The organism is Marivivens donghaensis (genome assembly GCF_030410045.1).
Lineage (GTDB): Bacteria > Pseudomonadota > Alphaproteobacteria > Rhodobacterales > Rhodobacteraceae > Marivivens > Marivivens donghaensis.
Window position 1 is genome coordinate 318,966 of the sequence record NZ_JAUFRA010000001.1, and the last position, 19,783, is coordinate 338,748.

19 protein-coding genes and 1 tRNA gene are annotated in these 19,783 nt (G+C 55.9%); 13 read left to right on the forward strand and 7 right to left on the reverse strand.

All coding sequences use genetic code 11. From position 1 onward, the window contains the following. Window positions 1-5: 5 nt before the first annotated feature. From QWY83_RS01625 to QWY83_RS01645, 5 genes are all read left to right on the forward strand, one after another. Window positions 6-1,001: a branched-chain amino acid ABC transporter permease gene (locus tag QWY83_RS01625; protein ID WP_105235961.1), complete on the forward strand. Its 996-nt coding sequence runs from the start codon at window positions 6-8 to the stop codon at window positions 999-1,001. A 2-nt stretch (window positions 1,002-1,003) separates the two neighbouring features. Beyond that, window positions 1,004-1,252 carry a hypothetical protein gene (locus QWY83_RS01630; protein WP_249944874.1) on the forward strand — a complete coding sequence of 83 codons (249 nt, stop codon included), beginning with the start codon at window positions 1,004-1,006 and terminating at the stop codon, window positions 1,250-1,252. After that, window positions 1,252-2,328, forward strand: a complete 1,077-nt coding sequence (locus QWY83_RS01635; RefSeq protein WP_249946811.1) for a branched-chain amino acid ABC transporter permease — start codon at window positions 1,252-1,254, stop codon at window positions 2,326-2,328. Before QWY83_RS01630 ends, QWY83_RS01635 begins: the two co-directional genes overlap by 1 nt. Before the next feature lie 105 nt (window positions 2,329-2,433). Next, a complete protein-coding gene (locus QWY83_RS01640) occupies window positions 2,434-3,726 on the forward strand; it encodes an ABC transporter substrate-binding protein (protein ID WP_249946812.1) in 1,293 nt (430 codons plus the stop codon). 62 nt (window positions 3,727-3,788) lie between these two features. Further along, the gene (locus QWY83_RS01645; RefSeq protein WP_067547116.1) at window positions 3,789-4,607 is read left to right on the forward strand and encodes an ABC transporter ATP-binding protein; all 819 of its coding nucleotides are present in this window, start codon (window positions 3,789-3,791) and stop codon (window positions 4,605-4,607) included. On the opposite strand, the gene QWY83_RS01650 is transcribed toward QWY83_RS01645, so the two are convergent. Continuing rightward, window positions 4,604-5,461 carry a hypothetical protein gene (locus QWY83_RS01650; protein ID WP_249946813.1) on the reverse strand — a complete coding sequence of 286 codons (858 nt, stop codon included), beginning with the start codon at window positions 5,459-5,461 and terminating at the stop codon, window positions 4,604-4,606. The genes QWY83_RS01645 and QWY83_RS01650 overlap by 4 nt on opposite strands. A gap of 145 nt (window positions 5,462-5,606) precedes the next feature. Here QWY83_RS01650 and QWY83_RS01655 point away from each other — a divergent pair, with 145 nt between their 5' ends. Together QWY83_RS01655 and QWY83_RS01660 are read left to right on the forward strand one after the other, a co-directional pair. Beyond that, on the forward strand, window positions 5,607-6,824 hold the full coding sequence (locus QWY83_RS01655; RefSeq protein WP_249946814.1) for a phenylacetate--CoA ligase family protein: 1,218 nt from the start codon (window positions 5,607-5,609) through the stop codon (window positions 6,822-6,824). A gap of 10 nt (window positions 6,825-6,834) precedes the next feature. Beyond that, window positions 6,835-8,496 carry a peptidoglycan-binding domain-containing protein gene (locus QWY83_RS01660; protein WP_249946815.1) on the forward strand — a complete coding sequence of 554 codons (1,662 nt, stop codon included), beginning with the start codon at window positions 6,835-6,837 and terminating at the stop codon, window positions 8,494-8,496. A gap of 31 nt (window positions 8,497-8,527) precedes the next feature. On the opposite strand, the gene QWY83_RS01665 is transcribed toward QWY83_RS01660, so the two are convergent. The 3 genes from QWY83_RS01665 to QWY83_RS01675 form a co-directional block, all read right to left on the reverse strand. Beyond that, on the reverse strand, window positions 8,528-9,697 hold the full coding sequence (locus QWY83_RS01665; RefSeq protein ID WP_249946816.1) for a DVUA0089 family protein: 1,170 nt from the start codon (window positions 9,695-9,697) through the stop codon (window positions 8,528-8,530). A 202-nt stretch (window positions 9,698-9,899) separates the two neighbouring features. Continuing rightward, complete coding sequence (gene ykgO / locus QWY83_RS01670; protein WP_008231708.1) at window positions 9,900-10,025, reverse strand: type B 50S ribosomal protein L36; 126 nt, start codon at window positions 10,023-10,025, stop codon at window positions 9,900-9,902. Between the two features lie 70 nt (window positions 10,026-10,095). Then, window positions 10,096-10,170, reverse strand: a tRNA-Val gene (locus QWY83_RS01675). 151 nt (window positions 10,171-10,321) lie between these two features. Here QWY83_RS01675 and QWY83_RS01680 point away from each other — a divergent pair. Beyond that, on the forward strand, window positions 10,322-11,179 hold the full coding sequence (locus QWY83_RS01680) for an N-formylglutamate amidohydrolase (RefSeq protein ID WP_249946817.1): 858 nt from the start codon (window positions 10,322-10,324) through the stop codon (window positions 11,177-11,179). Here the strand turns inward: QWY83_RS01680 and QWY83_RS01685 are convergent, their stop codons facing one another. After that, window positions 11,180-12,433 (reverse strand): DNA polymerase IV, encoded by a 1,254-nt coding sequence (locus tag QWY83_RS01685; protein ID WP_249946818.1) that lies wholly within the window; start codon window positions 12,431-12,433, stop codon window positions 11,180-11,182. It lies immediately after the preceding gene. A gap of 66 nt (window positions 12,434-12,499) precedes the next feature. Between QWY83_RS01685 and QWY83_RS01690 the strand changes: the two genes are divergently transcribed. After that, window positions 12,500-12,916, forward strand: a complete 417-nt coding sequence (locus QWY83_RS01690) for an NUDIX hydrolase (RefSeq protein ID WP_249946819.1) — start codon at window positions 12,500-12,502, stop codon at window positions 12,914-12,916. A gap of 56 nt (window positions 12,917-12,972) precedes the next feature. Here QWY83_RS01690 and QWY83_RS01695 read toward each other — a convergent pair whose 3' ends face one another. Together QWY83_RS01695 and pyrF are read right to left on the reverse strand one after the other, a co-directional pair. Continuing rightward, window positions 12,973-13,224, reverse strand: coding sequence for an orotidine 5'-phosphate decarboxylase (locus QWY83_RS01695; RefSeq protein WP_249946820.1), 252 nt, complete (start codon window positions 13,222-13,224; stop codon window positions 12,973-12,975). A 186-nt stretch (window positions 13,225-13,410) separates the two neighbouring features. Next, the gene (gene pyrF, locus QWY83_RS01700; protein ID WP_249946821.1) at window positions 13,411-14,115 is read right to left on the reverse strand and encodes an orotidine-5'-phosphate decarboxylase; all 705 of its coding nucleotides are present in this window, start codon (window positions 14,113-14,115) and stop codon (window positions 13,411-13,413) included. A gap of 398 nt (window positions 14,116-14,513) precedes the next feature. Between pyrF and clpB the strand changes: the two genes are divergently transcribed. The 4 genes from clpB (at window position 14,514) to msrQ (ending at window position 19,449) form a co-directional block, all read left to right on the forward strand. After that, window positions 14,514-17,129: an ATP-dependent chaperone ClpB gene (gene clpB / locus QWY83_RS01705; protein ID WP_249946822.1), complete on the forward strand. Its 2,616-nt coding sequence runs from the start codon at window positions 14,514-14,516 to the stop codon at window positions 17,127-17,129. After that, window positions 17,083-17,850 carry a LysE family translocator gene (locus tag QWY83_RS01710; protein ID WP_249946823.1) on the forward strand — a complete coding sequence of 256 codons (768 nt, stop codon included), beginning with the start codon at window positions 17,083-17,085 and terminating at the stop codon, window positions 17,848-17,850. Before clpB ends, QWY83_RS01710 begins: the two co-directional genes overlap by 47 nt. A 109-nt stretch (window positions 17,851-17,959) precedes the next feature. Further along, window positions 17,960-18,847, forward strand: coding sequence for a protein-methionine-sulfoxide reductase catalytic subunit MsrP (msrP, locus tag QWY83_RS01715; RefSeq protein ID WP_249946824.1), 888 nt, complete (start codon window positions 17,960-17,962; stop codon window positions 18,845-18,847). Then, a complete protein-coding gene (msrQ, locus tag QWY83_RS01720; protein ID WP_249946825.1) occupies window positions 18,847-19,449 on the forward strand; it encodes a protein-methionine-sulfoxide reductase heme-binding subunit MsrQ in 603 nt (200 codons plus the stop codon). Before msrP ends, msrQ begins: the two co-directional genes overlap by 1 nt. Window positions 19,450-19,783 lie beyond the last annotated feature (334 nt).

Here is a 19,783-nt window from a genome sequence, read left to right on the forward strand (position 1 = left end):
ACGTCATGGGTGCTGATTTTTACTACACGATAGAAGTTATCCTGAACGGCCTGATGGCTGGCGTTCTCTACGCTCTGGTTGCATTGGGCTTTGTTCTGATCTTCAAAGCGTCGGGTATCTTCAACTACGCTCAGGGTGTGATGGCGCTGTTCGCGGCGCTAACCCTCGTGGGCATCATGGAAGGGCAAGTTCCTTTCTCACACCTGATCAACGCGGTCTTTGGAACGCAAATCCACGACTTCGGTTGGCACATTCCAGCATTGCTGGCGATCATTCTGACGATGGTTGTGATGGTTGGTTTTGCGTGGCTCGTTCAGAAATACATCTTCCGCCACCTTGTTGGTCAGGAACCGATCATTCTGTTCATGGCGACCATCGGTCTTGCTTACTTCCTTGAAGGCGTGGGCGACCTGATGTGGGGTTCCGATATCAAAACTCTTGATGTTGGCCTGCCACAGGGTGCGAGCCTCTGGATCGAAGAAAACACCGCGTTCCTTGGGGGTGATGACTTCTACGGCTTCTTCATTGACCAGCTCGACGTTGTCGCTGCAATCGTCGCGGCGATCCTTGTGGCTGTTCTCGTTATCTTTAGCCAATACACCAAACAGGGACGTGCGATGCGCGCTGTGGCCGACGATCACCAAGCAGCTCTGTCTGTTGGTATCTCTCTCAACTTCATCTGGGTTCTGGTCTGGTCGCTCGCTGGTTTCGTAGCTCTTGTGGCTGGGATCATGTGGGGTGCGAAGTCTGGCGTTCAGTTCTCGCTGTCACTCATCGCGCTGAAGGCTCTGCCCGTTCTGATGCTCGGTGGCTTCACCTCGATCCCTGGTGCGATCGTCGGTGGTCTAATCATCGGTGTGGGTGAGAAACTGTTCGAATACTCCGTCGGCCCAATGATTGGCGGCGCGACCGAGAACTGGTTCGCTTATGTTCTGGCGCTGCTTTTCCTCGTCTTCCGTCCGCAAGGTCTGTTTGGCGAGAAGATCATCGAAAGGGTCTGATCATGCAGAAACTCGTCGCAATCGTGAACGTAGTTGCATGGTCTGGGTTCTGGGCATTCGGCTACCTCGCTCTGTCCGCAGACATTACGAACGGCGGACAAATGGTAACCGCGGCTATCCTTGCCTTTGTTGGGGCAGCAATTGGGGTCGTCGCATACTTCTGGCTGGTGCGTCATTCGGAAATGACCGGCTATTCAAAATGCAGCAATCAAGTGCCGCGTGAGCACCATCGTGAAGGAGGAATTGTCTGATGTTCTACCGTGAAGCAGGCGACTTTAAGACAAGCTACGGTGCGGATAACCAAACCTTCCCGATCAAGTTTGACCGCTATCGCTACTACGCTGTTCTGGCGATTGCCTATCTGGTGATCCCGTTCATCATCAACGACTACTGGGCAAACGCGCTGTTTGTTCCGTTCCTGATCTACGCGATTGCTGCAATCGGCCTCAATATTCTGGTCGGTTACGGTGGTCAGGTATCGCTCGGCACGGGTGGTTTTATGGCTGTTGGCGCTTATGCAGCCTACAAGCTGATGACCGCATTCCCTGACGTGAGCATCATGATCCACGTGATCCTTGCGGGTGGTATCACCGCAATTGTGGGCGTTCTATTCGGTCTGCCGTCGCTGCGGATCAAAGGGTTCTACCTCGCTGTGGCAACCCTCGCGGCGCAGTTCTTCCTCGTTTGGCTCTTTAACAAGGTGCCGTGGTTCTACAACTACTCGGCTTCTGGTCAGATCAACGCACCAGAACGCACTGTATTTGGCGTGCTCGTCACTGGTCCGAACACCGAAGCATGGGCAAAATACCTGATCTGTCTCGTCTTCGTAACGGCTGCTGGCATCATCGCACGCAACCTGACTCGCGGTTCGGTTGGTCGTAAGTGGATGGCGATCCGCGACATGGACATCGCGGCAGAGATCATCGGTGTGAACCCGCTGACTGCAAAACTCTCGGCTTTTGCTGTGTCGTCCTTCTTTATCGGCGTATCGGGCGCACTGTTCTTTGCAGTTTACCTCGGCGCGGTCGAAGTGGGCGAAGCCTTTGGCATCAACAAATCGTTCCTTGTCCTGTTCATGGTCATCATCGGTGGTCTGGGCAGCATCTTTGGGTCGTTCGCTGGCGCAGCCTTCCTTGTGCTGCTTCCTGTTGCGCTCAAGATCGTTGGCGTGGACGTGCTGGGTTGGCCGACAGACATCGTGTCTCACTTGCAGCTCGTAATCGTGGGTGCCTTGATCGTGATCTTCTTGATCGCGGAACCGCACGGTCTCGCGCAGCTCTGGCGCGTTGCAAAAGAAAAACTGAGATTGTGGCCGTTCCCGTACTAGGATGACCACATGCGGTGACGGGGGAAGGAGGAGCCCCCGCGCCCACTAAACGACCCGATAAATCGGGCACACTTAATCGGTAACCAACTTGGGAGGAAATAACCGATGAAAATGAAGAAAATTGCAGCACTGGCATTGACCAGCGCACTGGTTGCCGGCCCCGCGATGGCGGACCTCGTGTTCCCGTCGCTGTCGTACCGGACCGGCCCCTACGCTGCGAACGGTATTCCGTTTGCGGATGGCTACATGGACTACTTCACCATGCTCAACGAGCGTGACGGTGGTATCGGCGGTGTTCGCATCGACGTTCCAGAGTGTGAAACTGGCTACAACACCGAAAAAGGCGTTGAGTGCTATGAATCGACCAAAGACATCGGCGCTGGCGCTCTTATCTATCAACCGCTGTCAACTGGTATTACCTACCAGCTGATCCCCAAAGTTTCGGCAGACGGTATTCCGCTCCACACCATGGGCTATGGCCGTACGTCGGCAATGGACGGCGCGACCTTCCCTTGGGTATTCAACTACCCTGCTAACTACTGGGATGGTGCATCCATCGCGATCAACCACATCACTGACCTCGAAGGCGGCAGCCTCGAAGGTAAGTCGATCGCTCTGGTCTACCACAACTCTGCATATGGTAAGGAACCGATCCGCACCCTGCAGGACCTGTCGGCTCAGATGGGCTTTAAACTGACCGAGATCCCTGTTGACCACCCAGGTCAGGAACAGAAATCCCAGTGGCTGCAAATCCGCCGCGAACGTCCGGACTACGTTCTGATGTGGGGCTGGGGTGTTATGAACCAGGTCGCAATTCAGGAAGCATCGAACATCAACTTCCCGATGGATCACTTCATCGGCGTATGGTGGTCGGGTTCTGAAAACGACGTAGTGCCAGCTGGCGCAGGTGCAGACGGCTACAAAGCTCTGAACATGCACGCAATCGGCACCGATTTCCCGGTCTATGCTGACATCCAAGCCCACGTTGTAGACAAGGGTCTGGCTGCTGGCGCTGGCGACCAAATCGGCTCCGTTCTCTACTCGCGCGGTATGTATGCCGCGATGCTCGCTGCTGAAGCTGCACGCACAGCACAAGAGATCGCAGGTCATGGCGATATCACCGCTGCTGAAATGCGCGCAGGTATGGAAGCACTGTCCATCACCGACGCTCGCATGGAAGAGCTGGGCATGGCAGGCTTCGGTCCGGCATTCGACGTATCGTGCCAGAACCACGGTGGTCCGGGTCTCGCTTACATCCAGCAGTGGGATGCAGACACCCAGACTTGGAGCCTCGTAACCGACCTGATCGCATCTGATCGTGAACTGATCGGTAAATTGGTGGAAGAAGACGCAGCCGCATACGCTGCTGAAAACAACATCACACCGGCCTGTAACTAAGCCAATACGGCGCGGGCGGGCCAATCCGCCCGCGCCATTCTGACCGAACGGAGTGCACATAAATGTTGGATGCAGGCAAAACCGAAACACTGCTTGAGGTGAACAACATCGAGGTGATCTACAATCACGTGATCCTCGTTCTCAAAGGTGTGTCGCTCACGGTTCCAAAAGGGGGTATCACAGCCCTTCTCGGCGGAAACGGTGCTGGCAAAACCACAACGCTCAAGGCGATTTCGAACCTTTTGCATTCCGAACGTGGCGAAGTCACTAAGGGAAGCGTCCAGTATCGCGGCGAAGCTGTGCATCAACTGTCGCCCGAAGATTTGGTGAAAAAGGGCGTAATTCAGGTGATGGAAGGCCGTCACTGTTTTGAACACCTGACCATCGAAGAGAACCTTTTGACGGGTGCTTATACCCGTCGTGACGGCGGCTCTAAGGTCGCTGACGATCTTGAGATGGTTTATAACTATTTCCCGCGCCTCAAAACGCGTCGCAAATCACAGGCTGGCTACACCTCGGGTGGTGAACAGCAGATGTGTGCCATTGGACGTGCGCTCATGAGCCGCCCCGAAACGATTCTGTTGGACGAACCGTCAATGGGTCTCGCGCCGCAGCTCGTTGAAGAAATCTTTGAGATCGTGAAAGACCTTAACGAACGTGAAGGCGTGTCCTTCTTGCTGGCGGAACAGAACACCAACGTGGCGCTTCGTTATGCGCACCACGGCTATATTCTGGAATCTGGCCGCGTCGTGATGGAAGGCCCTGCCGCAGAATTGCGCGAGAACCCAGATGTGAAGGAATTCTATCTGGGCGTCTCTGAAGAAGGCCGTAAATCCTTCCGCGACGTGCGGTCCTATCGCCGCCGCAAACGCTGGCTCTAAGCGTTTTGCGCGGCCTCGGCCTGCATTTCGGCCAAACGCGCAAGGGCTTCGTCCCGCGTGTTGCGAATGTTGGGCCGTGTGCCGCGGCTTTCGTGCCGCAGTCGGATGTCGGTTTCGGTTTCGCTGCCCACAGCAAACCGAACCGCACCCAAGGCGCAGGTTTCGCGAAACTGCCGCGCGCGCGCGTCGTATTGCACCCAAGCCGCCGACTGGATCCGCGTATCGTTGTAGTTCCACAGAACCCACCACGGCTGACGGGTTTGGCGGATCAACTCTTCGATCCAGTTGAAGATGTCGTTTACATCTCGCGAGTGTTCAAAGCTGATCCCATGCAGATCGATTTCGCAAATCTGCTGAGCGCGGTCGAAATGAACACGTTTGACGATCTCGGGCTTTTGGTAGTTGGGCGACCGAAAGATGCGCTCGCGACGTTTGGACGGCAAGGACTTCAAGTAGGTAACTGCGTCGTCACGCGTGGTAAAATTGGTCGGATCGTGCTGGTCGGTGCCTTTGGTCTTTGCAACATGTTTGATGTTAAAATCGGACATGTCGTAGTGGGCGAGACCCATGGCGTGATACTCTTTCATATCAGTGCCGCGCTTCGTGAACGCAAACCACGCGTCGCCATCAATTCGGTAGTCGGTCGAGTTTACCAAGAAGAACCAGAGAGGTTCGCCCGTTTCCGCAAGCCGTTCTTCGACCCGATCAAAAAAGGCGTTCGCGTCAGCCGACGTATGAAAATACAGTCCTTCGTAGACCAATTCGCAGATCATCAGCGCTTCGTGCAAGATGATACGGGTATCCAGTTTGTCCCCCATGAAATCGGGGCTGATGGGCGGGAAGGTCTGCTTCATAACTCGTCCTGTCGTTTTGGCGATCATAACCGCATCACGAACGGCAGGAAATGGCCCAGTTTGAGGCGCCGTAATCGGCGCTATTGATAATCAACCCGCAGTTGGCCCAGCATGAGGACAGCTGCACCGATCAGGAGATGCAGAGATGAGCAGGTATTTTAGTGATTTGGAAACGCGGTCCGATGCAGATCGTGCCGCAGCGATTGCCAAAGAGCTTCCTGAACAAATCCGCCGTGCACAGGCGTTGCCAGCCTATGCGACGACTTTGGCTGATGTGTCAGCTGACGCGATTAAATCGGTCGATGACCTCGCTGCTCTTCCTATGACACGCAAATCAGCCCTTGTTGAGGCGCAAAAACAGAATGCTCCGCTCGGTGGTTTCACGGGGCCGATTACTGGTTTCGCGCATGTGTTCCAATCGCCGGGCCCGATCTATGAGCCTGGGAATACCAGCCACGACTGGTGGCGTATTGGCCGCTTCTTGTCTGCCGTTGGTATTGGTGAGGGTGATATCGTTCAGAACTGTTTCGGCTATCACCTGACACCTGCGGGTATGATTTTTGAAAACGGTGCGCGTGCGGTCGGTGCGACCGTATTGCCTGCGGGCGTTGGTCAAACGGAACTGCAAGTGCGTGCGGCTGCTGATATCGGCACGACGGCTTATGCGGGCACGCCTGATTTTCTTAAGGTGATCCTCGAGAAAGCCGACGAAATGGGCGAGACGCTGAAGATCACAAAAGCCGCAGTTTCTGGCGGCGCGTTGTTCCCGTCCTTGCGCCAGTACTACCATGATCGCGGCATCAAGTGTCTGCAGTGCTACGCGACGGCGGACCTTGGAAACGTGGCATATGAAGCGATCGAGAACGATGGCCTGATTATTGATGAAGGCGTCATTGTTGAGATCGTCACCCCAGGGACGGGTGATCCTGTCGCTGTCGGCGAAGTGGGCGAGGTGGTGGTGACCTCGTTGAACCCTGACTACCCATTGATCCGTTTTGCGACAGGCGACCTAAGCGCGATGATGCCGGGGCAGAGCGCGTGTGGCCGCACCAATACTCGTATCAAAGGCTGGATGGGTCGTGCCGACCAGACGACCAAGGTCAAAGGCATGTTTGTGCGTCCGGAACAGGTCGCGGCCCTAGTGGCAAAGCATCCTGATGTGGCCCGTGCACGTGTCGTTGTGGACCGCGAAGGCGAGACGGACGTCCTCCATGTCTTGGTGGAAACGCTGGCTGGTAACGTGAACGAGATTTCACAATCGGTTCATGAAACGCTCAAACTAAAAGGGCGGGTTGAGATCTGCGCGATGGGGAGCCTTCCCCGTGATGGCATCGTGATCGAGGACCGCCGTAAATACGACTGATGAGGATTATATGCGCCGTTATCTACTGACCTCCGCCGCTCTTGCCGTCATGGCAGGGGCTACATGGGCCGATGATGCGGCGCTCCTCTTGGGGAACGATAGTTACGAGCGACTGGGATCGGTTCCGCGCGCGGCTGACGTGTTGGATGCTGCGAACGGGCTAGAGGCCTTGGGCTTTAGCGTCACGACGCTCCGCAATGGTCGGGTTGATACAACAGCAACATCGTTAGAAGAGTTCGCCACCGCGACCGCAGAGGCCGATCGCATCGTTGTTGCGTTGTCTGGTCGTTTTGTGACTGACGGCCAGAGGACGTGGCTTCTGACCGCCGACGCGGCAGAGCCGTCGTTCCTAACGCTGGGATCGACGGCGGTCTCTGTCGATAGCCTGTTGACGGTCATGGCTGGTGCGGCGGGCGAGGCCATTTTGCTGCTCGGTGTTGATGCAGAAGCTGCGCAATACGATCCGTGGATTTCCGTAGGTGTCGGAGCCTTGTCCATTCCGCAGGGCGTTACCGTGGTGTCGGGCTCAGTCCGCGACGTCGCATCCTTCGCAGAAACGGTGCTGACCCAACCTCAAGAAGACATCGTTCCTTACTTCGAAGATTACGGCCTCACGGTCAAAGGATACACACCACGCAGTCACGTGATCATGCCGATGCGTCCGTCTGTAGTGCCCGTGCCGCAAACTTCACAGGCGTCCGACACTGGGGCTGATGATGCCCTTTGGGAAGGGGCGCAGGCGCTGGATTCTGCGGATGCCTATCGCAATTACATTCGCCGTTTTCCGAACGGCAAACACATCGCGGATGCTGAACGGCTGATCAACGAGATCATGACCGAACCAAACCGTCAGGATCGTTTGATCGAAGAAGCCTTGGGCCTAAGCCGCGATGCGCGGCGCGAAATTCAGCGTGACCTGTCCCTGCTCGACTACAACACGCGCGGGATCGACGGGATTTTCGGGGCAGGGACACGGCAAGCCATCACGAATTGGCAGCAAGAGAATGGGTATTCTCAGTCCTCCTATCTGACCCAAGATCAAATTGCGCGTCTCGATGCGCAAGCCGCCCGACGGTCCGCCGAGCTGGAGGCAGAAGCCGAACGCCGCCGTCGCGAGGCAGAGCTATTGGATCGAACGTATTGGGATGAAACGGGGGCGGTTGGTGACGAACCTGGGCTGAGAGCCTATCTGGATCGCTACCCTGACGGTGTCTTTGCTGAACTGGCCACCGATCGGCTTGCGGCAATCCAAGATGGCAAACGTCGTGCGGCAGAGGCGGCAGAAACGGCCGCGTGGGATAGGGCGTCGGGCGTCGATGCTATTGGTGCGTATCAGGAATACCTCTCGGTCTACCCTGAAGGTGAATTTGTCGGCGAAGCTCAGGCACGGATCGCCGCCCTGACCGAGGAACAAGAGATCGCGCCAGAGTTGGAGGCCGCACAGGCAGCAGAAGCTGCGTTAGAGTTGAACGCGCTGACCCGTCGTTTGGTCGAACTACGCCTCGGGCAAATGGGGCTATCGCCAGGTGTGATCGACGGTACATTTGACGACGATACGCGCCGTGCCATTCGCAGGTATCAAACCAATTCCGAAGTCGACGGGATCGGCTATCTGAATGAGGCAACGCTGGTGCGGCTGCTTGCCGATGCGGTTGGAAACCTCGGGCGATAAAAAAGCCCCCTGAAAAGGGGGCTTTTTAGAATTACCGTGCTGGGACGTAGCGTTCGATCACCATTCGTACTGGTGATCCAGCGCCGTCGCCATATTCCCCAACAGCCAGCAAATAAGTGCCTGTGGTGATCCGTGCCGTCACAAGCGGGTCCAAACCGTTGGTGTCATCGTTGTAAGCAATCTGCCGCCCTAGGTCATCGAACAGCACTAGATATGGATCGCCCTCTCCATTGACCGAGATCGCTTCGGCCAGCACGAGGCCACCGTCATAAACGTCGAGACTATACCACGTGGCTGTCGCGCTGTTTTGCAGGTCCACACGCTGGCGGGTTTTCAGTTCCCCGAGCGCGGTCACTGGATAGCTTCCGTCGAGTGGCGGAGCGGCTTCGGCGCGGTCATATGAGCCACGCATTGCGGCTTCAACATCCAGTTCCTCTACGGTTAATGTGATCGGCAATGTGCTGTCCGACAGAGCCGTGAGCGCGATACAGTAGCTGCCAGCTTCGAGCGGGTTCATCAGTTCCAGACGGGAGTTCAGGCCATCCCAGTCATCGTTCTCGTCAATATAGCCACCGTCGTTGCTGTAGAGGGTGATGTAGGGGTCAGCGTCGCTGTTCTCGGCGGTGATGACGACAGGCATCGCGGTATCAAGTGTGAAACGCCAGTGTGGGGCGTCGTTGGCTGAGCCCGTCATTGGGGTGCCAAATGGCAGTTGGTTCGCGAGGGTAGAAGAGTCGCAGTAAGTTGACCCGCTATCACCATAGCCGCCATCCGACATGCCAGTGGTGAGAGCTTCGTGTTCATAGCGGCCGACGCGGACAAAACCCGTCATCGGGGCGGCGTCGAAACTCCGCATTGCAACGCAATAGGTGCCTGCATCCAGTGTCAGTTCCGCGCGGGATGCGCCGTCGCCACCGGAATCGTCATCCGATACCACCACTGCGCCAGTAGCATCATAAACGTCGATCACAGGGTCGCCGCCCCCGCGACCTTGGGCTTCGATGCGGACATCGGTCGGTGCGCTGAGAGTAAACAAGGACACATAGTTATTACCGCCGAGCACCAGCGCCATCTGTTCTTGGAACTCAGTTGTTGTCGAAATGTCCGAGGCGGTTTCATCGCCGCCGATCCATTGGCCGTTCGACCCGATGCCGCCGCAGAAATCTTGGGCAAAGGCCGCGCCAGTCGAAACGACAGCCAAGCCTGCTCCCACTAAGAGAGGTCTAAAGAAAGGTGTCATCGAATTACCCCGCACTGAAATGGATTTGACCAAATGGTAACGGGCGAGGTGGCGTCTGGCTACCACTTAACTCTGCTACAGGTGGTTTTCCCGACCTCGCGCGGGGCAAAGAAAAAGGCCGCGTTCCTTTCGGAACACGGCCTCTAATCCGGTGTTGCTTCGATTAGCCCTGACGAGCTTTGAAGCGACGCTGCGTCTTGTTAATAACGTAGACGCGGCCCTTACGGCGCACGATGCGGCAATCGCGGTGGCGCTGCTTGAGCGAGCGGAGGGAGTTGCGAACTTTCATGGTTCATCTCCTAGTCGCGGCGCGGCGATTGCGCCTGTGTTTCGTTTAAGCCCGAAGGCCAGTGATTCCATGGTGGGCGGTACTGGGATCGAACCAGTGGCCACTACGATGTCAACGTAGTGCTCTACCGCTGAGCTAACCGCCCATGACCCTTGCATTTCTCATACGTCTTGAAAAAACAAGACGCGGAAATCCGCGTCGGGTGAGCGGCTCTATAAAAGGAGTCGGAGGGGGGATCAAGGGCTTTCGGTAAAACAGATTCATGCTCTATTCTATTTTTATAAGCCGGAGTGATGATGACCCTTACGCCCTTTGTCCTGAATGAGCCAGTAACGCGCACAACAAGCGTTGTTTTTGCGTCTCCGCACAGCGGAAAGGCGGATTTGGCGTTGTTCGGTGGGCAGGCGGTTTTGGACCATCAAACGATTCGGTCATCTGAGGATGCCCACGTCGATCGCCTGTTTTCTAAGGTGATTGACTATGGTGCCCCGTTTTTGGTGGCGCAGGTGCCACGGGCATTTGTGGATTTGAATAGGGCTGCGGATGAACTTGATCCTGCATTGATCGAAGGTGTGCGTCGAAACGTTCACAATCCGCGCGTCGGATCGGGGCTGGGTGTGATTCCTCGTGTCGTCGCAGGGGGGAGGTCAATTTATCGCGGGAAACTGACGTTAGAAGAGGCGTATTCGCGGCTTCAAACCTATTGGTATCCGTATCACGATAAACTGACGGCCCTCTTGGATCAGAGTTTTAGGCTGTTCGGAGAATCAATCTTGATCGATTGCCATTCGATGCCGAGAGAGGCGCTGGATGCCGCGCGAAAGTCAGGCGAACGGCCTCATGTCGTGATCGGGGATCGGTTTGGGGCGGCGGCTTCGGCGCGGTTGGTGGATCAAATTGCAGCCGCGTTTGAGGGGCAGGGGCTTCGGGTTGCTCGGAACGCCCCGTTCGCGGGCGCCTACAGCACGGTTGCCTATGGTCGCCCCGTTCGATCCCAGCACGCGGTGCAGGTAGAGATTGATCGTTCTCTTTATATGAATGAGGCGACGCTTGAGATTTTGCCAGAGTTTGACGAATTGCAGTCGAAACTTATGGCTGCGGCGTCTGAGATTGCCGCGCTGGGATCGCGTAAGGTTCCATTAGCTGCCGAGTAGTCAGCGCAGGGCACGTCCCTTTTTGATCGCGTCAGTCCCGAACTTTGCGCGGATTTTATCGGTTGCGCGTTCCGCGTTGGCCCGACGGCATGCATCTGGGTCCAAAAGGTCCCCTTCGCGGTCGGCATCTTGGGCTGCGGTTAGGTCGCTTATGCCGACGCCAATCAGTCGAAACGGTCCTGTGTTGCCAGCCGCGTCATATAGTGACCTCGCCACGCGATAAATCGTGTCCGCCATTTGTGTGGGCTGGTGAAGGCTTTGCCGTTTGGTGATGGTCTTGAACGCTTTGGTCTTGAGCTTCAGCGTGACAACGCGGCCTGCCTTGTCTTTTGCCTTGGCGCGTGCACTGACTTGTTCAGAGAGTCGCCAAAGGTGGCCGTCTAGGACATCGGGGTCAGAAGTATCCTCAAAAAACGTGGTTTCTTTTGAGATACTCTTCACAGGTGCGTTTGGAGAAATCCGTCTGAAATCTTCGCCGCGTGCTAAATGAAAGAGCCGTTCGCCTGTTTGCCCGAACCGTTCCGTAAGCTGATCTTTTTCCCAGCGATGCAGGTCGCCGATGGTATGGATGCCTGCCTTGTCGAGTGAGGCTTGAGTGGCTGGGCCGATCCCCCAGATCAATCGAACAGGTTTGGGTTTTAGGAAGTCTACGGTCTCCGCCTTACCGATCACCGAAAACCCACGGGGTTTGTCGAGGTCGGACGCCACTTTGGCGAGGAATTTGTTGTGGGAAAGGCCGATTGACCCGCTGAGGCCCAATTCTTCCTTCATCCGTTTAACAAGACGGGCCAGCATAATCGCTGGCGGCGCGCCATGTAATCGGGCGGTCCCCGTCAGGTCCAAGAACGCTTCGTCCAACGACAATGGTTCAATCTGGGGTGTGAGTTCATCCATCAGAGCGCGGACCGCACGGGAGGCTTCGGCGTAAGCGTCCATCCGTGGGCGGACCACCACTGCGTCAGGACAAAGCTTGAGGGCCTGAAACATTGGCATCGCCGAACGAACGCCTCGTATGCGGGCGATATAGCAAGCCGTGGAGACGACGCCGCGTTTGCCACCTCCGATGATGACGGGTTTGTCCTGCAGCTCTGGATTATCCCGCTTTTCAACACTGGCATAAAAGGCATCGCAGTCCATATGTGCGATCGACAAATCCCACAGTTCATCATGCATCACGACGCGCGGACTGCGGCATGATGGGCAGCGCGAGCCGCTGTCGAATTGAGTCAGGCAATCTTTACAAAGGGCTGGCATCTGGATGCTTCATGGCTATCTTTGCAGTATAGCCTTTCACCGATCCGAAGGGCCAGCGGGGCGGTTATGTTTGACGATAGTTTTGATGGCGCAAAGGTTGCGATCCTCAGGGGCAACGATGTGCTCGTTATTCGTCGAGACGATAAACCCAACATTCCGTGGCCAGATTGCTGGGACTTCCCGGGGGGTGGTCGTGAAAACGATGAAACGCCGTTTGAAACCGCTCAACGTGAAACGCGCGAAGAGGTCGGTTTGTCCCTCTCAGAGCATCGCGTGTTCTACCATAGCCAACAACCCGGACCCACAGGTGATACCGTGCATTTCTTTGCGGTTCTTTGGGGAGACCTGACTGAGGCCGATGTGACATTTGGCCGAGAGGGGCAGGAATGGCGGTTTATGCCAGTTCAAGATTTCCTTGATTTGCCAGATGCTATCCCGTCGTTGCAGATCAGACTTCGGATGGCGCTGACGACTTTATACTAGTCCCTTCTGGCTGTGGGGTTGCCAGAAGGGACCAGTGCGCCGCTGGGAAGCGGGGATCACGCTTGCGGCACTGGTCCTGATACGAAAGTCGTCAAAATTTCCGGCGCGGGTTTGTGCCAAAAAGTATCGGACATTCCCAATGCCTGACGCACCAGCCCCATTTGGACCTGATCACGTTCTAGGTCGCGTGGGCCTTTGAAGAGGCAGGGATAGCGATATGTGCCTTGATCGCGTTGCACGTCGACGCGGGCCTCGTAGGCTCCAATGGCGTCATTATAGTAAATTTCACCTAGAGTGATGGTCTGCATCACACGTCTCCGTAAACACAACTCAAACGATACTCGTCTTTCGCATAACGGTATCAGAATGGACTGATTGGACGAAGCTACCCAGTGGAGCAAACCGCCTGTCGCGGTTGGTGATGCAACTTATACGTTAGGTTAGGGGTGCGGCGACCTCAGGGGTGAAACCGCCGCGTTGTCAGTGCACTACGGTCACGCTTTGAGCGCGGCGGCGATCTCTGCGTTGACGGCGTCTGCTGCTGCGCGAGGGTTTTCGGCTGTCCAGATCGGGCGGCCAACAACTACATGGTCCGAACCATTCGCAATGGCTTCGCCCGGGGTCATAACGCGTTTTTGGTCGCCTAATGCGGCGCCAGCGGGACGGACGCCTGGGGTGACGATGAGTTTGCCAGCTGCCTCGGGCAAGGCACGGATCAACGCCGCCTCATGCGGAGAAGCGATCACACCGTCAGCGCCAGCTTCCATTGCACGCGCTGCGCGTTCCGTCACAATGTCGGCAACTGTGCCGTCTTTGTAGCAAGAGGCATCAAGGTCAGCGCGATCAAGAGACGTTAGGACAGTTACAGCGAGGATTTTGAGGTCTTTGCCAGCGGCACCTTCTTTTGCGGCGCGAACGACATGTGGGTCGCCGTGGACGGTCAGAAAATCCAAACCGAACTGAGCAATGCCGCGAACGGCAGCTTCGACCGTTGCGCCGATGTCAAAGAACTTCATGTCGAGGAAAACTCGTTTGCCGTATTCCTGTTTCAGCTCGTTCGCGAGGGCCAAGCCGCCGCCAGTGAGCATCCCAAGGCCGATCTTGTAGAAAGAAACGGCGTCGCCCAATTCTTTGGCAAGCTCGAGACCTTGAATGACGTTCGGGACATCGAGGGCAACAATCAGGCGGTCGTTCGACATGGGAAAGCTCCTTGAGGATGGGTTGGCCTCTCTTGGGGCTCTGCTTTCTCTATGTCAAGGAATGGGCTTATGGCTTGGCCTGCTTGGGCATGTCTTTTGGCTTTGTTTTCGCGGGGACCTCGGCCAAGTCGGCAAGAGTTTTGTCATAGGCCGCGATAATCAGGCGGCCTTTTGGCTGATGTGATCAACTTGGCCCGTAGTACGCTCCTACCTTTGCGATACCTTGTCAATAACGGCAGACAGAAGGGGTAGTCTTAGCTAGAAACCCACCGATTTTTAAGCACTGGAATCTTGCAAGATGCGCCGTTGCTCCCCATCTTATTAACGAAGGCCCGATACGATCCGTGCCGCTCAGTGGGCGGATCAAATTGGCGGGTGCTTAGAGAAGGAGAACTGCGATGAACTTAGAGAAGTTCACGGAGCGGTCGCGCGGCTTCATCCAAGCAGCGCAAACGATCGCAATGAGAGAGAGCCATCAGCGGCTCGCCCCCGAACATGTGTTGAAAGCTTTGCTGGACGACGATCAGGGTCTGTCCGCGAACCTCATTACGGCTGCTGGCGGTAATGTGGCGGCTGTCGTTGAGGCGAATGAGCTGTCGCTGACAAAGATGCCAAAGGTGTCGGGTGATGCTGGTCAGGTGTATCTGGACAGCGCGACAGGCAAAGTTCTGTCCGAAGCCGAGACGCTCGCGCAGAAGGCGGGCGATAGCTTTGTCCCCGTGGAGCGCATTCTGACTGCGTTGGCGATTGTGAAATCTGCCGCTGCGGATGCGCTGAAAGCTGGGAAAGTGACGGCGCAGGGCCTGAACGCAGCTATTAATACCGTGCGCAAAGGTCGGACTGCCGACAGTGCGTCTGCCGAAGAAGGCTACGACGCACTCAAGAAATATGCCCGTGATCTAACCGAAGCTGCAGAGCAGGGGAAAATCGATCCGATCATTGGTCGGGACGAAGAAATTCGCCGCTCGATGCAGGTTCTGTCCCGTCGGACCAAGAACAACCCAGTTCTCATTGGTGAGCCGGGTGTTGGTAAAACCGCGATTGCTGAAGGACTCGCCCTTCGGATCGTGAATGGTGACGTGCCTGAATCCCTGCGTAACAAAAAGCTACTCGCGCTCGACATGGGTGCGCTGATTGCTGGTGCGAAATACCGCGGTGAATTCGAAGAGCGTCTTAAGTCGATTTTGAAAGAAATCGAAGCTGCCGCCGGAGAGATCATTCTCTTCATCGACGAGATGCATACGCTCGTTGGGGCAGGGAAGTCGGACGGCGCGATGGATGCGGCCAACCTGATCAAACCCGCGCTTGCGCGTGGTGAATTGCACTGTGTTGGTGCGACGACCCTCGATGAATATCGCAAGTATGTAGAGAAAGACGCTGCTTTGGCGCGGCGGTTCCAACCTATTCAGGTTGAGGAGCCGACGGTCGAAGACACGATTTCGATCCTGCGCGGTATTAAAGAGAAGTACGAGCTGCACCACGGCGTTCGTATCTCGGACTCCGCTCTGGTCGCTGCGGCAACGCTGTCGCACCGTTATATCACGGATCGTTTCCTGCCGGATAAGGCCATCGACCTCGTGGACGAGGCCGCAAGTCGTCTGCGTATGGAAGTAGACAGCAAGCCCGAAGAGCTCGACGCGCTGGATCGTCAGATACTGCAAATGCAGATCGAGGCGGTTGCTCTCGAGAAAGAGGATGACGACGCGTCGAAGACACGTTTGGACAAGTTGCGTCAGGAACTGTCGGACTTGCAGGAAAAAGCGGACGCCATGACTGCCAAATGGCAGGCAGAGCGGGACAAGCTGGAAGGTGCGCGTGCGCTCAAAGAAAAGCTCGACAAAGCGCGGGCTGATCTGGAAATCGCGAAACGCGAAGGTAACCTCGCGAAGGCGGGTGAGCTGTCCTATGGCGTCATCCCGCAGTTGGAACGTGACTTGTCCCAAGCTGAGGCGCTGGAAGGCGAGCAAATGGTCGAAGAGGCCGTTCGCCCTGAACAGATTGCCGAAGTCGTTGAGCGTTGGACGGGTATCCCGACCAGCAAGATGCTGGAAGGTGAGCGTGAAAAGCTGCTCCGCATGGAAGACGGCCTGCACAAACGGGTCATCGGACAGAAAGCCGCCGTTCGTGCTGTTGCGAATGCTGTCCGCCGTGCCCGTGCGGGTCTAAACGATGAAAATCGCCCGCTTGGGTCGTTCCTGTTCCTCGGGCCGACGGGCGTGGGTAAAACCGAACTGACCAAAGCAGTGGCTGAGTTCCTCTTTGACGATGACAATGCGATGGTCCGCATCGATATGTCCGAGTTCATGGAGAAGCACGCGGTTTCCCGTTTGATCGGCGCCCCTCCGGGGTATGTCGGATATGACGAGGGCGGTGTGTTGACTGAAGCGGTTCGTCGACGTCCCTATCAGGTTGTCCTCTTTGATGAGGTCGAAAAGGCGCACCCTGATGTGTTCAACGTACTGTTACAGGTTCTCGACGATGGCGTTTTGACGGATGGTCAGGGCCGCACTGTGGACTTTAAACAGACGTTGATCATTCTGACCTCGAACCTTGGCGCGCAAGCTCTGAGCCAGTTGCCCGATGGTGCAGATGCGGGGCAGGCGAAACGCGATGTGATGGACGCAGTGCGGGCGCACTTCCGCCCCGAGTTCCTGAACCGTCTGGATGAGACGATTATCTTTGACCGTCTGGGCCGTGCGGATATGGGTGGCATTGTCGATATCCAACTGGCGCGTCTGCAGAAACGTCTTGATGGTCGCACGATCTCGCTCAACCTTGATGAGGGCGCACGCAAGTGGCTGGCGGATGAGGGCTATGATCCCGTCTTTGGGGCTCGACCACTGAAACGCGTCATTCAACGCGCCTTGCAAGACCCGCTGGCAGAACTTCTGCTGGCTGGTGATGTGAAGGACGGTGACACGATAGCTGTGTCTGCTGGCGCAGAAGGGTTGATCATAGGCGATCGGATTGGCGGAAGTAATCGCCCGAAACCAGACGACGCGGTCGTTCATTAAAAAACCAGACGGCGGGGAATTCCCCGCCGTTTTTGTTCTGAGGTCTGGGTACTGGTTTGTTGACACAACACACTGCATCGTCAAAGCTACTCCCGTATTTGGGGTGTTGGTGATGTCGATTGAGTTTTTCCTAACTTCGCTCGTGGTTGTTCTGCTGCCAGGAACAGGAGTGATCTACACATTAGCGATTGGTTTGGAACGTGGTTCGATGGTTAGCGTCGCGGCTGCTTTTGGCTGTACCTTAGGAATCGTACCTGCGGCATTTGCTAGTATCGTGGGGCTGTCAGCTCTCTTGCATACCAGCGCCTTAGCCTTTCAGGTGATTAAATTTCTAGGTGTGCTTTATCTTTTCTACATGGCTTGGACCATTGTCAGGGACGAAAGCAAAATCGACCTCGGCGCCTCAAAGCCTGTCCGAAGCTATCGCTTGATTGCGTTGACAGGCACTTTGATCAATGTGCTGAATCCAAAACTTTCACTCTTCTTTTTGGCTTTCCTGCCTCAGTTCACCACCCCGAACGTGACGAATGTTACGGGCGAACTCGTTGGACTAGCGGCGGTGTTCATGGTGATGACCTTTGTGGTGTTCATCGCATACGGCGCTTTTGCGTCGCTCGCGCGTGAATATGTCATCGCAAGACCTAGAGTAATGACATGGATTAAGCGGGCTTTTGCTGGCTCTTTTGGCCTATTGGGTATCAAACTTGCGGTCAGTGACTGACCCGCGCACTAGGCCGTAGCTGTTCGTTACAAATCCCCAACGGCATCGTGACGCGCCGAAACACCGAAATGGACTATATGTATCCAAAGCAAAACATGCGGAGGAACACATGGCCTTTCGTTGGAAAAACGACCTGACTGAAAAAGACATCACGCCCAAACAGCTTTGGCTTAATCGCCGCCAGATCATCGCGGCAGCGGGAGCGTCCTTTGTCGGGATGCCAGCTTTGGCGCAGTCGCTAGAGCCGAATACCCTCTCGGATATTCGCAGCTACAATAACTACTACGAGTTCGGCACGGGCAAAGAAGACCCCGCGCAGAACGCCCATAAGCTCGATGCGTCGAATTGGACGATCAAGGTCGATGGTCTGGTCGATAATCCAGGTGACTATAGTCTGGACGACCTCTTGGGTGGTTTGACCGTTGAAGAGCGCATCTATCGGTTCCGCTGTGTCGAAGCGTGGTCGATGGTCGTCCCGTGGAATGGCGTTGAGTTGGCGGATGTGCTGGATCGCGTTGGCGTGAAATCCTCGGCCAAGTATGTGGCCTTTGAAACGGTCGTGCAGCCTGACAACATGATTGGCGTCCAGCGCCGTGTTATTCCATTCCCCTATGTCGAAGGGCTCCGCCTTGATGAAGCGCGCCATCCGCTGGCGCTGCTCGCAACAGGCATCTACGGAGAGCCGATGGCGAACCAGAACGGTGCGCCGATCCGTTTGGTGGTGCCGTGGAAGTATGGGTTTAAGTCGATCAAATCGATTGTTCGGATCACGCTGACTGATAAACAGCCACCTGCGACGTGGAACCTGATTAATGCGCGGGAATATGGCTTCTATAGTAATGTGAATCCAAATGTGTCGCATCCGCGCTGGTCTCAAGCCTCGGAACGTCGGATCGGCGGAGGTCTCTTTGCAAGCCGTCAGGATACTCTGATGTTCAACGGCTACGACGAAGTCGCCAGCCTCTATGATGGTATGAACTTGGCTGAAAACTTCTGATGGTCGTCGATCGTATCAATCGGGCCACGCGCAAAATCCCCGCGTGGCCGATATATATAGTGGGGAGCTTATGGGCGGGCTGGCTGTTCTGGCTCGGCCTAACGGGTGGGTTGGGTCCAGAGCCGATCGACGCTTTAGAACGTGAGTATGGCTCGACGGCTCTGCAGCTTCTCGTGGCAGGGCTCTGTATTACCCCCCTTCGTCGATACGCCGGATTGAACCTTATCAAGTATCGCCGTGCTTTAGGTGTAACGGCCTTCTTCTTTGTGCTGGCCCATTTGACAGTCTGGATGGTTCTAGATGTCCAATCGCTGTCCCGTGTATGGGAAGACATTCTGAAGCGTCCTTATGTGACGATCGGAATGGCGAGCTTCGTGCTGTTGGTCCCCTTGGCGATCACATCTAACAATATCAGTGTCCGTCGCATGGGGGCTCAATGGCGGTCCCTCCACAAGCTGACATATCCAGCGGTTTTGCTGGGCTCTATTCATTTTATTTGGCTGGTCAAAGGCTGGCCGATCGAACCCTTCGTGTATTTCGGCGCGATTGTTTTGCTGTTCGCGGTACGACTCGATGTGCTTCAGCGAATGAGTCGGGGGTGATTCAGGGCGCTAACGCCGCCAATAGTATGGGCCGCTGTGGATAACTCTATATCTGGATGGGGTGAATTACTGCGGCGCAGCAATTATCGGTCGTGCGACCTTGGGTTCCGTGAAATGAAATTGCTCAAACCTATGAAAACACACAAAAAATCGGGTGATGTGTAAGTTTTTTGAACTTTTTGCAAAAAGGCTCTTGCGGGTAGTTTGAGATAACCTTAGAACCCCCTTCACCGGCGGCGCTGAGGCGCGGTTGGGGCGGACGGAACGGTCGGAAGGCTGGGAAGTTTGGAAAAAATTAGAGGTATTTCGGGCGAGGCGCGCCGTTCAAGTTAGG

Bases quoted from the DNA above. Each gene is read 5' to 3' on its own strand.
- QWY83_RS01625 (WP_105235961.1), top strand. From the start codon at position 6: ATGGGTGCTGATTTTTACTACACGATAGAAGTTATCCTGAACGGCCTG.
- QWY83_RS01660 (WP_249946815.1), top strand. From the start codon at position 6,835: ATGCGCCGTTATCTACTGACCTCCGCCGCTCTTGCCGTCATGGCAGGG.
- msrQ (WP_249946825.1), top strand. From the start codon at position 18,847: ATGGTCGTCGATCGTATCAATCGGGCCACGCGCAAAATCCCCGCGTGG.
- ykgO (WP_008231708.1), bottom strand. From the start codon at position 10,025: ATGAAAGTTCGCAACTCCCTCCGCTCGCTCAAGCAGCGCCACCGCGAT.
- QWY83_RS01645 (WP_067547116.1), top strand. From the start codon at position 3,789: ATGTTGGATGCAGGCAAAACCGAAACACTGCTTGAGGTGAACAACATC.
- QWY83_RS01695 (WP_249946820.1), bottom strand. From the start codon at position 13,224: ATGCAGACCATCACTCTAGGTGAAATTTACTATAATGACGCCATTGGA.
- QWY83_RS01655 (WP_249946814.1), top strand. From the start codon at position 5,607: ATGAGCAGGTATTTTAGTGATTTGGAAACGCGGTCCGATGCAGATCGT.
- pyrF (WP_249946821.1), bottom strand. From the start codon at position 14,115: ATGTCGAACGACCGCCTGATTGTTGCCCTCGATGTCCCGAACGTCATT.
- msrP (WP_249946824.1), top strand. From the start codon at position 17,960: ATGGCCTTTCGTTGGAAAAACGACCTGACTGAAAAAGACATCACGCCC.
- QWY83_RS01685 (WP_249946818.1), bottom strand. From the start codon at position 12,433: ATGCCAGCCCTTTGTAAAGATTGCCTGACTCAATTCGACAGCGGCTCG.
- QWY83_RS01635 (WP_249946811.1), top strand. From the start codon at position 1,252: ATGTTCTACCGTGAAGCAGGCGACTTTAAGACAAGCTACGGTGCGGAT.
- QWY83_RS01630 (WP_249944874.1), top strand. From the start codon at position 1,004: ATGCAGAAACTCGTCGCAATCGTGAACGTAGTTGCATGGTCTGGGTTC.
- QWY83_RS01680 (WP_249946817.1), top strand. From the start codon at position 10,322: ATGACCCTTACGCCCTTTGTCCTGAATGAGCCAGTAACGCGCACAACA.
- QWY83_RS01650 (WP_249946813.1), bottom strand. From the start codon at position 5,461: ATGAAGCAGACCTTCCCGCCCATCAGCCCCGATTTCATGGGGGACAAA.
- clpB (WP_249946822.1), top strand. From the start codon at position 14,514: ATGAACTTAGAGAAGTTCACGGAGCGGTCGCGCGGCTTCATCCAAGCA.
- QWY83_RS01640 (WP_249946812.1), top strand. From the start codon at position 2,434: ATGAAAATGAAGAAAATTGCAGCACTGGCATTGACCAGCGCACTGGTT.
- QWY83_RS01690 (WP_249946819.1), top strand. From the start codon at position 12,500: ATGTTTGACGATAGTTTTGATGGCGCAAAGGTTGCGATCCTCAGGGGC.